The organism is Nocardia camponoti (assembly GCF_014646135.1).
GTDB lineage: Bacteria > Actinomycetota > Actinomycetes > Mycobacteriales > Mycobacteriaceae > Nocardia > Nocardia camponoti.
On sequence record NZ_BMMW01000001.1, the window covers coordinates 604,337 to 619,053 of the forward strand.

At 67.2% G+C, this 14,717-nt stretch carries 2 protein-coding genes; both read right to left on the bottom strand.

Annotated elements, in window-relative coordinates; genetic code table 11:
* Positions 1 to 990, bottom strand: a complete 990-nt coding sequence (locus IEX78_RS02795) for an ATP-binding cassette domain-containing protein (RefSeq protein WP_188827105.1) — start codon at positions 988 to 990, stop codon at positions 1 to 3.
* Positions 987 to 14,645 (bottom strand): non-ribosomal peptide synthetase, encoded by a 13,659-nt coding sequence (locus IEX78_RS02800; protein WP_188827106.1) that lies wholly within the window; start codon positions 14,643 to 14,645, stop codon positions 987 to 989. Before IEX78_RS02800 ends, IEX78_RS02795 begins: the two co-directional genes overlap by 4 nt.
* Positions 14,646 to 14,717: the final 72 nt, after the last annotated feature.

Below are 14,717 nucleotides of genomic sequence, written 5' to 3' on the forward strand. Positions count from 1 at the left end.
TCACGACAGCACCTCCTCTTGCACGTCGTCGATTGCCGGTTCGGCGGCGGGAGCAGCCGGGGTGCCGGTGAGGGAAAGGAAAACGTCGTCGAGCGTGGGACGAACAACGACAGCGTCGACAATGTGGACGCCCGCGTCGTCGAGTCGGCGCAGCGCTTCGACCATCGTGCGCGACCCGTTGCCGACGACCACCGAAACGGTGTCGGTGCCCGGCTCGTGCACCGGTTCACCCACCCCGACCTGGGCGAGCACCGACACCGCGGGCCACGCGCTTTGCCCCGTCGCGAGCGTCACGGTGAGGCGGTCACCGCCGATCGAGGTTTTCAGTTCGTCGGCCGATCCGCGCGCGATCACACCGCCCTTGTCGATCACAGTGATGCGGTCGGCAAGCAGGTCAGCCTCTTCGAGGTACTGGGTAGTGAGCAGCACGGTTGTCCCGTCATTGACGAGGTCGCCGATCACCTGCCACATCTCCAACCGACCACGCGGATCAAGCCCGGTCGTCGGCTCGTCAAGAACAACAACCGGCGGCCGCGCGACAAGCGAGCCCGCGAGGTCGAGTCGGCGGGCCATACCGCCGGAGTACGTGCCAGCCCGACGACCAGCCGCATGCGTGAGGCCAAGCGCCGACAGCAGTTCATCAGCACGCGCGACGGCCTGTTTGCGCGACATCCCATACAGTCGCGCGACCATCCGCAGGTTTTCATACCCGGTGAGGTTGGCGTCGACGGCCGCGTATTGACCCGACAGCCCAAGCCGCGTGCGTGCGGTTGCCGGGTCGGCGAGCACGTCAACACCGGCGACGCGCACCGAACCCGCGTCGGGTCGCAGCAGCGTGGTGACGATTCGGACGGTGGTTGTTTTGCCCGCACCGTTGGGTCCGAGCAGTCCCAACACCGTGCCGGACGGGATCTCTAAATCGATCTCTTTGAGTACCCGAACCTTGCCGTAACTTTTGGCAAGGCCGCGTACTTCGACGGCGAGACTCACGGACGCATCTCCTTCGGGCCGCTGCCGCACGCCGTGATCTCAGGAACCGCGTCGAGGTGGCGATGCAGCACAGGGCCGATCACCGCGAGCGATTCGGGCGAGGTCATACCGGAGTGACGGCAGGGCAGATCGTTGTTGTGGATGGTGCCGGTGACGAACGGTTGCCACGCCTGGGCGTTGCGGTCGGGGTCAGCGGCGTTGATCTCGTCGGCGGTCGCGGTGAAGAACAGCAGGTCGCCGTCGAAAACGCGAGGACGGAAATGGTTGGCCATGACCGTGCCGTCGGCATAGCCGGTGTAGAGGTGACGCAGGTTGTCCAGCGACAGCGCCGCGAACGGGCCGGGCTGGCTACGCAACAGTTCGGCTGCTTCGGACAGGTCGAGATCGGCGGGCAGGGTTGCCCCGTCGAGCAAGTCGGCACCGAACTCGCCGATGATGTCGGCGACGCTGGGCATCGCGGTGTCGAGCCAGCGGTCACCAAGTTGGTAGCTGTCGAGCATGGCGAGCACCGCGACCTCGTGGCCAGCGTCTTGGAGCTGGACCGCGATTTCCTGGGCGATCAACCCGCCGAGCGACCACCCGAGCAGGTGGTACGGCCCGGTCGGCTGGATCGACCGAATGTGGTCGATGTAGGCCGCCGCCGCTTCGGGAATCGTCGCGAACCCAACCCCGCCCGACACGTGCGGTGCCTGCAACCCGTACACCGGGCGTTCCGGTGCGAGGTGGGCGAGCAGTCCGGCGTAGCACCACGACAACCCGATCGCCGGGTGCACGCAGAACAATGGTTTCGCGAGTGGGTCGTTGGTGGCGCGGATCGGCAATACCGGTGCCAACGCCGCCGCCATGACCGCGCCCGCGTCGGTGCCGTCGAGCTTGGTCGCGATGGCGCTGGGTGTCGCGTCACCGAACATCACCTGCACCGGCATCTCGATGCCCTGATCACGAAGGGCCGCAACAACTTTCGTCGCGAGCAGCGAGTTGCCACCCAGTTCGAAGAAGCCGTCGTCAGCACCGACCCGCTCGACCCCGAGCACCTCGGAGAACGCCGCGCACAACGCCATTTCGGTTGGTGTGACGGGCGCGCGGTACCCACCCGTCGAAGCGAAGACCGGTTCGGGCAGGCGGGCCCGGTCGAGTTTGCCGACCGGGGTCAACGGGACGTCATCGAGCAGCATCACCGCTTGCGGGACCATGTAATTGGGCACGTGGCCGCTCACATGGTCGAGCAGTTCCGCGACGGTAACCGCCGAACCCGCGCGCGGTTTCACATACGACACCAACGCGGTGACACCCGCCGCGGTGTGGTGGCCGATCGTGAGCGCGAATTCCACGTCGGTGTGCCTGCCGAACGCGGCGTCGATCTCGCCGAGTTCGATGCGGAACCCACGCACCTTCACCTGATGGTCAGTGCGACCAACGTATTCGACGTCGAGCGCCGACTTCGCGCCGTCGCGCCAGCGCACGAGGTCGCCGGTCCGGTACATCCGTTCGCCGGGCGCACCGTAGGGGTTGGCGACGAACCGCTGCGCCGTAAGACCAGGCCGGTTGAGATAGCCACGCGCCAATGCCGAACCCGCCAACTGCAATTCGCCGGTGACCCCGATCGGGGTCGGGTGCAGGCGTTTGTCGAGGACGGTCGCCGCGACATCCCGGATCGGTCCACCGATCGTGATGGGCGCGTTCGGGGCCATCGCCTGCGGCATCAACGTGACGATGGTGGTTTCGGTCGGCCCGTACACGTTGTAGAAATTGCGGCCCGGCGCCCACCGTTCCAGCAGGTCCGGCGGCAACGCCTCACCGCCGACGAGGATGTGCGCGAGCGAATGCACGCCAGCCGGGTCGACCGTGCCGAGCGCGGCGGTGGTGATGAACGCGTGGGTGATGCGTTCGGTAATGAACACCTCACGCAGTTCTTCGCCACCGACGACGCCCTGCGGCGAGATGACCAGCGTTGCCCCTCCGCCGAGCGCGAACAGGATGTCGAGCAGGGCAGCGTCGAAGCTAGGCGTCGCGAAATGCAGGATGCGACTGCCCGGCCGCACATCGAACCGCTCGGCCGTTTCCGCCGCGAAGTTCGACAACCCGCCGTGCGTCACGACAACACCCTTCGGCGTGCCGGTCGACCCGGACGTGTAAATCACGTACGCCGGGTTGTCGATCCGCAGCGGCCGCACCCGTTCGGCGTCGGTGATCGGCGCGTCATCGGTGCCCAACACCATCGCCCGGGTGCGCGGCTCGTCGAGGACAAGCCAGTGCGTGTCGCCGGGCAGGCGCGGGTGGTGTTCGAGCAGCGTGAGACCCAGTTCCGCACCCGAATCGGCGAGCATGTGACTGATGCGCTGCGGCGGGTAGTTCGGGTCGACCGGGACGAACGCCGCACCTGCCTTCGCGACGGCGAGCATCGTCGCCACCGATTCGACCGAGCGCGGAACACCAAGGGCGACAAGGCTTTCCGGTCCGATGCCGCGTCCGATGAGCACACGGGCGAGCCGGTTGGTCCAGCGGTCGAGCGCGTCATAGGTGACGACGGTGTCGCCCGAACTCAACGCGACCCCGTCGCGGGACCGTACGACCGCGGCACGGAACACCTCGGGGAAACTCACCGGCCTATCCGCGCGCGCACCACGGACTGGGGCGAGCGCGGTCCACTCGACCGCGTCGAGCAGCGCGAGGTCGCCGACAGCGGTGTTGGGGTCGGCGGCCACCGCGGTGAGCAGTCGACCGAGGCGGTCGCCGAGGCGGCGGGCGGTCACCTCGTCGAACAGGTCTGCCGCGTAATTCACCGACAACTCGATGCCGTCGGGTACCCGGTCAGCGGTGTGGTTTTCGGTGAAGGTGAACTGCAGGTCGAACTTGGCGATCCCCGCGTCGTGCTCGACCGCTTCAATCCGCAACCCGGGCAGTTCCAGCATCCGCACCGGCGCACTGCGCACCGACAACATCACCTGGAACAGCGGGTGATGCGCTTGCGAACGGGCCGGGTTGAGCACCTCGACGAGGCGTTCGAACGGCACGTCGGCGTTGGCGAACGCGTCGAGGTCATGGTCGCGAACCCCGCGCAGCAGTTCCATGAACGCGACCTCGTCGGTGACCTCGGTCCGCAGCACGAGAGTGTTGACGAACATGCCGATCATCGCGTCCAACGCCGGATGCCCACGTCCCGCCGTCGCCGTGCCGACAGCGATGTCGTCGACCCCGGTGACCCGATGCAGCAGCACAGCGAGCGCGGCGTGCAACACCATGAACATGCTGACGTTGTTGGCGGTAGCGATGGTGTGCAGCGCGCGATGGGTTGCCGCGTCGACGAGGTTGTCGACCGTGCCGCCGCGATAGGACGGCACCGGTGGACGTGGCCGGTCGGCGGGCACCGCGAGCAGTTCGGGCAATCCGTCGAGCGCGGTCTGCCAATGCGAAAGCTGTTTGGCCGCGACCGAATCGGGGTCGTCTTCGGTGCCGAGCAGGTCGCGTTGCCACAACGTGTAATCGGCGTACTGAATCTCGGGAATGTGCTCGTCGAGCGACTCCCCCGCCCGCAGCGCGCGGTAGGCCATCGCGAACTCGCCAGCGAGCGGTTCGAGCGACCACCCGTCCATCGCGGCGTGATGCACGACAAGCACAAGGACGTGCTCAGTCGAACCAGCGACGGCGTACTTCGCCCGCATCGCCACCGGCATCGTCGCGGTGTTGTCGACGGTGATCAGCGCCGCCCGCATGGGCACGGTCGCCGCCAAATCGAAGCCGGGTGCGGCGAATCGAGCGACGGCCGCGTCGACTTCCTGGGGCCGCGCGCTCGCGTGGAACAACGTGATCGCGGCGATGTCGGGGTCGAGGATGAGCTGTTCGGGTTCGCCGTCGCTGTCGGGGAACACCGTGCGCAGCGTTTCGTGCCTGCGCTGCACCGTGTGCAAGGCCGCGATCAGCGCCGACAGGTCGATCGCCCCGTGCAGACGCAACACGACGGGAATGTTGTACGCGCCCGCCGACGCGGTGTCGCCTTCGTTGAACCGGTTCAGGAACAGCAGTCGACGTTGCGCCGCCGACAGCGGAATACGTTCTGGGCGAAGCTGTTTCACGAGTTCGGGCCGTGCGTCGACGCCCGACGGCCCGCTGTCGATGAGGCTGGCGAGTTCTTCGACGGTCGGCGAGGCGAACACCGTGCGCACTTCCAGTCGCACATTGCTCGCGGCAGCAAGTCGCGCGACAAGTTGCGTGGCGAGCAGCGAGTTGCCACCGATATCGAAGAAGCTGTCGGTTGCCGAAATACCCTGTGTCCCAACAAGTTCCGATATCACGCGCGCGACAAGTCGCTCCGACGCCGTGCCCGGCACCCGCCCCACCGCCGATGCCGCGAACTCCGGTTCGGGCAGTGCGGTGCGGTCAAGCTTGCCGACCGGGGTCAGTGGCACCTCGTCAAGGATCGTGAACGACGCGGGCACCATGTGGCCAGCCAAGTGCGCGGCCGCATGGTCACGGACCGAAGCCAGTTCCGTTGTGTCGGTGGCAAGTTGCACCCACGCGACGATGCGGTCATCGCCGGCGAAGCGTCGCACCTCAGTGTGGGCGAACCGGACGAGCGGATGCGCGCCGAGCACAGCGGTGATTTCGCCGAGTTCGATGCGGAAACCACGCACCTTCACCTGGTGGTCGCTGCGGCCGAGATATTCGAGCTGACCGTCGCGGGTCCACCGCACCACGTCGCCGGTGCGATATATCCGTGCCCCAGCGGGCCCGCACGGGTCGGCGATGAATCGCGCCGCCGTGAGCCCGAACTGCTGGTGGTACCCCTGCGCGACGCTGGGGCCGCCGAGGTACAGCTCACCGGGCACCCCGGTGACGACAGGCCGGAGCTGGTCGTCGAGAACGAGTGCCCGCGCGCCACGCACCGGCGTGCCGATGGCGACGGGTTCGCCCACGTCAACGCGTGCCATGACCGCGAGCACGGTGAATTCCGTTGGGCCATACACATTCATGAACCGACGACCGGGTGCCCAGTTGGCAACCAGATCCGGTGGTACGGCTTCGCCGCCCGCCATCAGGCCACGCAGATGCGGCAGCGGCCAGCGTTCGGTGTCGATCGACGCGAGCACAGCCGGGGTGAGGAACGTGTGGGTGATCTGCTCCTTGTCGAGCAGCGCGCCCAGTTCGTCGCCGCCGTAGACGTCGATGGGGCCGACGACCATTTCCGCACCCGAGTACACCGCGAGCATCATGTCGAGTACGGATGCGTCGAAGCTCGGCGTCGAGAAGAACAGGGTTTTGGCGAACCGGTCGACTCCCAGCCGTTCATGCATGTCCAGCGCGAGACTGGCTAAACCAGTGTGGGTGACGCACACGCCCTTGGGCAGGCCGGTCGACCCGGACGTGTAGATCTGGTACGCCACGTCAGCGGGTCGGATGGGTCGCAGCCGCTCGCTATCGGTGACTGGGTCGCCGCTGTAAGTGGCGAGTTCGGCGTGCAGTTCGGGGTCGTCGGTGAGCAACCAGCGAGCGTCAAGGTTGGCTGAGGCGGCACGCAACCCGTCGACGTCGGCGCGCGACGTGATCACCGCGACGGCCCGCGAATCGGTGAGCATGTGCCGGACGCGGTCGGCTGGGTAACGCGGGTCGACAGGCACGAACGCCGCACCGCTTGCCGCCACACCGAAGATCGCGAGCGCGCAATCGAGCGAGCGGGTGAGCCCCACCGCGACCAAGTCGCCGGTCCCGATGCCCCGCTCGATCAGCGCCCGCCCAAGCCGGTTCGCCCGATCCGCCACCGCGGCGTAGTCGAGTTCGCCAACCTCGCCCGCGACACTGCCGCCAGCGAACCACCGCAACGCTGGACGGGTCGGGAACCGATCCGCCGCGCGCGCGATGATGTCCGCGAGCACAACCGGGCTCAGCGCGGCAGGCCCTTGCGCGGGCACAAGCGCGCGACGTTCCGGCACGGTGAGCAGGTCGAGGTCGCGAATGCGTTGCCGTGGGTCGGCGGTGATGGTGGTGAGCAGCCGCACGAACCTGGTCGAGAGCGTCTCGATGGTTTCCACATCGAAAAGCTCTGCGCTGTAAATGAATTCGTAGCGTCGCCCCTGCGCGGCGGGAGCCACCCGCAGTTCCAAGTCGAACTTGGCGAGCGCGATATCGAGTTCTTCGGCGGCGAGCCGCAACCCCGGCAGTTCAAGGACCGGTGTGGCGTCGTCTTGCATGCTCAACGCCACCTGGAACAGCGGGTGCCGGTTTGCATTTCCTCGGTCACGGCCGAGCGCGTCGACGACCCGTTCGAACGGGATGTCGGCGTTGGCGAGTGCGGCGAGTTCGGTGTCGCGGTCGACGTGGATCAGGTCGATGAAGGGCTGGTCAGGGTCGACATCCGAGCGCAGCACCAGGGTGTTGACGAACATGCCGACAAGGTCATCGAGCTTGATATCGGTGCGCCCCGCGACCGGTGTCCCGATCGGGATATCGCGGCCACCGGTGACCCCGCGCAGCAGTACGGCGAGCGCCGACCGGAGCACCATGAACAGGCTCACGCCGGCTTCGTGTGCCAGTTCGTCGAGCGCGTGCTGCAGCGGCATCGACACCGCGCACACCACCGTGCCCGCTTCGCCGGTTGGTTCGGCGACGCGCGGCCGGTCGAACGGCAACGGCAGTTCGTCGGGCAGGTCAGCCAACACCGAACGCCAGTGCGCGAGTTGGGTTGCGGCGATCGAATCGGGGTCGTCTTCGGAACCGAGCACCGCGCGCTGCCACAGGCTGAAATCGGCGTACTGCACCGGCAACGCGGGTCGCGCGGGGACGATGCCGCCGCACCGCGCGACATACGACAGCGCGAGGTCGCGGGTGAGCGGTCCAAGCGACCACCCGTCGGCGGCGATGTGATGCACGACGACACCGAGCAGGTATTCGTTCCGCGCGGTGCGCAGCAACCGGACGCGGAGCGGGGTTTCGCGGGTGAGGTCGAAACCCTGGCGTGCGAGCCCGACCAGGTCGGCGTGCGCGTTGTCGGCGTCGGTATCGACCACGGTGATGTCGAGCGGCGCACGGTCGAGCGGCATCACCACCTGCTGCGGCCCCGAAAGGTCTTCGGGGAACACCGTCCGCAACACTTCATGCCGTTCAACGAGGTCGACCAACGCCGCCCGCAACGCGGTGATGTTCAGATCTCCGCCGATTCGCAAGACGAACGCGATGTTGTAGGCACTGGATTCGGGGGACAATCGATTCAGGAACCACAGCCGTTGCTGCGGCAGCGACAGTGGTATGCGTCCCGGGCGTGGGGTGTGTACCGCCAGCGCCACCCGATGCGTCCGGGGCGCTTCCGTAATCAGCCGGGCAATGCCCGCCACCGTTGGCGCGTCGAAAATCTGCCGCACCGGCAGGTCGACATCGAAATCGGCGTGCAGTGCCGCCGCGAGCCGGGTGGCGAGCAGCGAGTTGCCGCCGATGTCGAAGAAGCTGTCTTCGGCACCGGGCACCGGCTTGCCAAGCACATCGGTGAACACGGCGGCGACCCGCAACTCCAGGTGTGTGCGCGGCGCGCGCGACCCACCGACGGGCGCGAATTCCGGTGCGGGAAGGGCTTTTCGGTCGACCTTGCCCGCTGGCGTGACCGGCAACGCGTCGAGCACGGTGACCGCCGCCGGGACCATGTACCCGGGCAGTCGACCGCGCGCGGTCGCGATCACCTCAGCCGGGTCAACGGGCCCGCTCGCGGTGACATACGACGCCAACCGCTGCTGACCGTGGCTGTCGATGTGCACGATCGTCAAAGCCGTTGCGACACTGGGGTGTTCACGCAGAACGTGGTCGATTTCACGCAGTTCAATGCGGAAACCACGAATCTTGACCTGATCATCAGCGCGACCAAGGAACCGCAGTCGCCCGTGCGCGTCGGCGACGACGAGGTCGCCGGTGCGGTACATCCGTTCGCCGGTGCGGCCATGCGGGTTGGCGACGAACCGTTGCGCGGTGAGGTCGGCTTTGCCGAGGTAACCGCGCGCGAGCCCGGGCCCCGACACATACAGCTCGCCCGGCGTTCCGGGTGACACCGGCCGCATCCGCGCGTCAAGCGCGAACAACCGCATGCCGCGCACCGGTCCACCGAGGGGCACTGGTTCGCCCGGTGTCATGGCTGCGCTCGCGGTGACCGCGACCGTCGCTTCCGACGGCCCGTACATGTTGTGCATGCGCTGCTTGACCGCCCACGCTGCGACAAGTTCGTCCGGGCACGCTTCGCCACCGACGATGACGGTGCCCAGGTCGGGGAATTCGCCGACGGGCACGGTCGCGAGCGCGGCCGGGGTGATGAACGCGTGCGTGATGCGCTCTGAGCGCAGGAACGCCGCCAACTCCGCGCCGCCATAGAGGTCGGCGGGCGCGACGACAACCGTTGCGCCAGCGGCAAATCCGAGCAGCAACTCAAGAACAGACGCGTCGAAACTGGGCGATGAGAAGTGCATCGTGCGCGCGGCATCGGTGACACGGAACAGCTGCGTTTGCTCGCTGGCCAGCGACGCGATGCCCGCGTGCGTGACGACGACAGCCTTCGGCTTGCCCGTCGAACCGGAGGTGTAGATGAGGTAAGCGGGCTGACTGGCCCGCATCGGTGCCCGCCGATCGGCGTCGGCGAGCGGCGACGCTGAGTTGGCGGCGCATTCGGATTCGAACTCGGCGGTGCCGAAAACCAACCACTCCGGTGTGGCGCGGTGGCGGCCCGTCGCGTGATCGGGCAGGGCGGCGACGTGCTCGGGCTGCGTAAGCCCAAGCGACGCACGGGAATCGGCGATCATGTGCTCGATGCGGTCGCTCGGGTAAGCCGGGTCGACCGGCACGTACGCGGCACCGGTTTTCGCGACCGCCCAAATCGCCACGATCGACTCAACACTGCGCGGCAACGCCACCGCGACCACCGTTTCCGGCGCTGCCCCGTGCGCAATGAGCATGCGTGCCAAGCGGTTTGACCGCTCGTCGAGTTCCCGGTAAGTGGTGTCGAAACCGAGGTAGCGCACCGCGACCCCGTCCGGCATCCGCTGAGCCGTGTCGGAAAGCAGACGCGCGAGCGTGGCGGCAGGCTCGGCCGGTGCGCCAGCGATCGGGACAAATCTAGCGATTTCCCGTCGGTCGAGCAGCTCGTGATCGCCCACGGGCGTTTCCGGCGACAGCACGGCCGCACCCAGCAGCGCGGTGAATCGGCGAGCGAGCGCTTCGACGGTGGTGCGATCGAAAACGTCGGTGGCGAACCCGAATTCGGCATGCAGTGGGCCGTCGCCGGTGGCGTCGCTGACCTCAAGTTGGAGGTCGAACTTGGCGACACCAGCCGTGATCGGCACCAATTCGGCTGTCACACCGGGTAATTCGACTTTCAGTTCCGGTGTGTGGTCGTAAGACAGCATCACCTGGAACAAGGGGTGCCTGCTTGTGGTGCGGTCGGGGTTGACTAGTTCAACGAGCCGTTCGAAGGGCACGTCCGGGTTGGCGAACGCGTCGAGGTCGGCTTCGCGCGTGACGTCGAGCATGCGGTCGAAGCCCGCGCCCAGGTCGACCTGGGTGCGCAGGACAAGCGTGTTGACGAACATGCCGACGAGGTCATCGAGTGCGGGGTCGGAACGACCAGCGATCGGGGTGCCGATCGTGATGTCGCTTGCCCCGCAGACGCGGGCGAGCAACGTGGCGAGCGCCGCGTGCAACACCATGAACATGCTGACCCCACGCGCGGCAGCGAGTTCGCTTGCCGCCCTGCGGATGTCGGGAGCGATGGTGAACGCGACGGTGTCGCCACCCGCGTCGCGGCGCAGCGGACGCGGGCGGTCGAAGGGCAGGTCAAGCTGGTCGGGCAGCCCCGCGAGCGCACCAGCCCAGTGACTGAGCTGCTTGCTGACCGGCGATTCGGGATCGGTTTCGGAGCCGAGGATTTCGCGCTGCCACAGAGCGAAATCGGCGTACTGCACCGGCAACGGCACCCACTCGGGCGCGGCGTCTTCGGCGCGGGCGGCGACGGCGACCATCAGGTCGCGTGCGAGCGGCGCGACCGACCAGCCGTCGCCGCTGATGTGGTGCAAAACGACGAGCAGCAGGTGGTCGTTGTGGCCAACCCGGTACAGCACCACCCGCAAGGGCGTTTCGGTCCGCAAATCAAAACCGCGACCCGCCACTTCGGCGGCGAGCACGGGGATGTCGGCGGCGATCACGTCGACCGCGTCAAGGGTGAGGTCGACCGCGTCGGTGGGGTGAATCAGCTGGTACGGGCCGTCGTCGGCTTCGGGGAAGCTGGTGCGCAGGCTCTCATGCCGGTCAAGCACGTCACGCAAACCGGCACGCAACGCGACCGGGTCGAGTCGACCGGTCAACCGCAAACCGAGCGGCATGTTGTAGGCGGCGGCATGCTCGGCGAACCGGTTGAGGATCCACAGCCGCTGCTGAGCGAGTGACAGCGGAATCCGCGCGGGCCGTACCGCGGGCACCAATTTGGCGGTCGTCGCATCGGGGCGACGCGTGCCCATCGTCGCGGCGAGTTCGGCGATGGTCGGCGCTTCGAACAGGTCGCGGATGGTGAGCGCGGTTTCGAAGGTGGCGTTCACTCGCGCGATCGCCCGCGCCGCGATGAGCGAGTTACCGCCAAGGTCAAAGAAGCTGTCGTCGATGCCGATCGCGGTGTCGCCGAGGGCGAGCACGTCGGTCATGATCTCGGCCAACACACGTTCGGTCTCGGTTGTCGGCTTCGTCGCGCCGACCGAACCGGTCTGGAACTCCTCTGGCGCGGGCAGGGCCTTCCGATCGACCTTGCCGTTCGCGCTGAGCGGCAATTCGTCAAGGATCACCAACGCCGACGGCACCATGTACGACGGCAACGCGCGACGCAGCCCGGCCATCAGCGTGGCGAGGTCGGGTGTTGCCGCACCCGGCGCGGCGACAACATAGGCGACCAACTCGTCGTCGCCGGTACGGCCAGCGCGCGCGACACACACCGCCCGTGCGAGCCCAGGATCGGCAAGCAACGCGGCTTCGATTTCGCCCAGTTCGATGCGCAACCCGCGGATCTTGACCTGAAAGTCGGTGCGGCCCAGGTATTCCAGGGCCGCGCCGTCGAGCTGCCAGCGGGCGAGGTCGCCAGTGCGGTACATCCGCTCGCCCGGGCTGAACGGGTTCGCGACAAACCGGTCGGCGGTGAGGTCGGGGCGACCCAGGTAGCCGCGTGCCAACTGCACCCCCGCCAAATACAGCTCACCCGTGACACCGGGCGCGGCGGGACGCAGATGGGCGTCGAGAACGTAGGTCTGGGTGTTCCACACCGGCGACCCGATCGGCACGGTCGTAGCATCCGGCGGGCACGGCCAGTACGTGACGTCGACAGCGGCTTCGGTCGGGCCATACAGGTTGTGCAGTTCAGGCCCCACACCATCGACGTGCAGCGCGGCATAGAAATCGGTGACCGTCGCGCCTGGCAGCGCCTCACCACTGCAGAACACGCGCCGCAACCGCGCTCCCCCGGCAACACGCGGATCAGTAACGAACAGCGACAGCATCGACGGCACGAAATGCGCTGTGGTGATGGCTTTTTCGGTGATGATGCGCGCGAGGTACGCGGGATCGCGATGCCCATCGGGCGCGGCGACAACCAGGCGCGCGCCAACTTGCAACGGCCAGAAGAACTCCCACACCGACACGTCGAAGGTGGCCGGGGTTTTCTGCAACACCGCGTCGGTGTGATCGAGCGGGTATTCGGCCTGCATCCAACGCAACCGGTTGATGATCGCGGCGTGGGTGATGCCGACACCCTTGGGTTTGCCGGTGGAGCCGGAGGTGAAGATGACGTAAGCGAGCTGACTCGGCAGCAACGGAGACAACCGATCAGCGTCGGTGATCGGGCTGCTGGCGTGGCCGGTGACGTCGAGCAGGTCGAGTTCGACCCGCGCCACCCCATCGGGCAGCCGCACCGCGTCGCGCGCCGCGGTGAGCACACACACCGGTTTCGCTTGGGACACAACGGCTTCGATGCGGTCAGCGGGGTGTTCGGGATCAAGTGGCAGGTACGCCGCGCCCGCAGCCAAGATCGCGTACATGCCGATGACCATCTCGGTGCTGCGATGCAGGCACAGCCCAACCGTGGTTTCGGGCCCAACGCCACGCGAAATGAGTTCGCGTGCAAGCTGATTCACCCGGTCACTGAGTTCGGTGTAGCCGACAGCGAGGTTGCCGAATTCCAGCGCGACCGCGTGCGGACTGCGCCGCACCTGATCTTCGAACGCCGAAACCAGCGTCGCGGGCGCGACAGCAGTCTCGGTCGCGTTCCATTCGCGCAGCACACGCTGCTGTTCGGCATCGGTGGCGGCGATGAGTTCGCTTGCGGGCGTTGCCGCGTCGGCGGCGAGGAAGCGCGCGAGGAAGTCGAGGTAGCGCTCGTGATGGGCCGTGACTTCCGCTTCGGCGTAAAGCTTCGGGTTGGCTTCGAAGTCGAGCTGAACGCGACCGCCGTCGCCGTTGTAGATGTTGATCGACAGATCTTCGACGGGACCCGTCGCGAGCACGTGCATCTGGCCCGCGATGTCGTCGAAGCGCAACTCGTCGTGGAACAGCATGATGTTGACCATCGGCCCGAAGAACCCGCGCGCGTCGCGGGAGTATCCGCAGTCGCGACGGATGTCGTCGGAGCGGTAGCGCTGGTGCCGCAGCGCGCCGGTGATCGCGAGCTCAACCTGTCGAATGACATCGCCGACGCTGGTGTGGTCGCTAAACCGCACGCGCAGCGGCACCACATTCGAGACAACGCCCGCCGAGCGACGCAGCGCCATCGTGGTGCGCGCCGACACCGGCAGGCTCAGGACCACATCGGCGTCGCCAGTAATCGAGCGCACATATGCCGCGAGCGCGGCGACGATGAGCGCGGAATTGGCGGAATTGTGTGCGCTGATCGCGTCGGCGAGCAGCGTGTCGACCTCGTCGCTGAGCACCGCGGTTGCCCGATACCGCTCGGCGGTGTGGGTATCGCCCGGCGCGGTGACCGACGACAGCGTCATCGGCTCGCCAACGCCAGCGAGCTGTTCGGTCCAATACTTTTGGTCGGCAAGCATGCGGCTCGACTCGGCGTAACGCGACTGCTCGGCATACAGGTCGACGAGCGCGGCCGCGCGCGACGCCGACGGCTCACGCTGTTCGCCAATGGCGGTGTAGATCTCGGCGGTGCGGGTGAGCGCGTTCATCGCCCCGTAGCCGTCGATGATGATGTGGTGACCGCGCTGGTACCAGTACCATTCGCGGTCACCGACCCGCAGCACCACGTTGATGGTGAGCGAATCGTTTTCCATGTCGATGGGGCTGCTGGCGTGGCTGTTCATCCACGCGAGCGCCGCGGCACGCGGGTCGGTTTCGGCACGCAGGTCCATGCGCGCCCAGCCAGGCCGGTGGCTCATGTCGACGCGCTGGTAGGGCTGCCCGTCGATCTCCAGCAGTCGCACATGCCCGACTTGCGATTCGGCACCGTAGCGCTCGTTCGCATACAGCAGGCGACCAACATCGAGATCACCATGCAGTTCCACGTAGTGGGCGATGGTGAGCGGGATGTCAGGGCGAATGCGTTGGGCGTACCACAGAGCCGTCTGCCCGGGGGAAAGGGCGAACGGTTGGCCGGAATCCGGGTCGGTGACGCATGAGCCGACGCGGTCGGTGGCCACTGAACTCATCAAGCACTCCGTTCTGCCTTTGTGTCACAAGTTCGCCGAGCTTTGCCCGGACACAGAAAGGCCCAGGGCGTG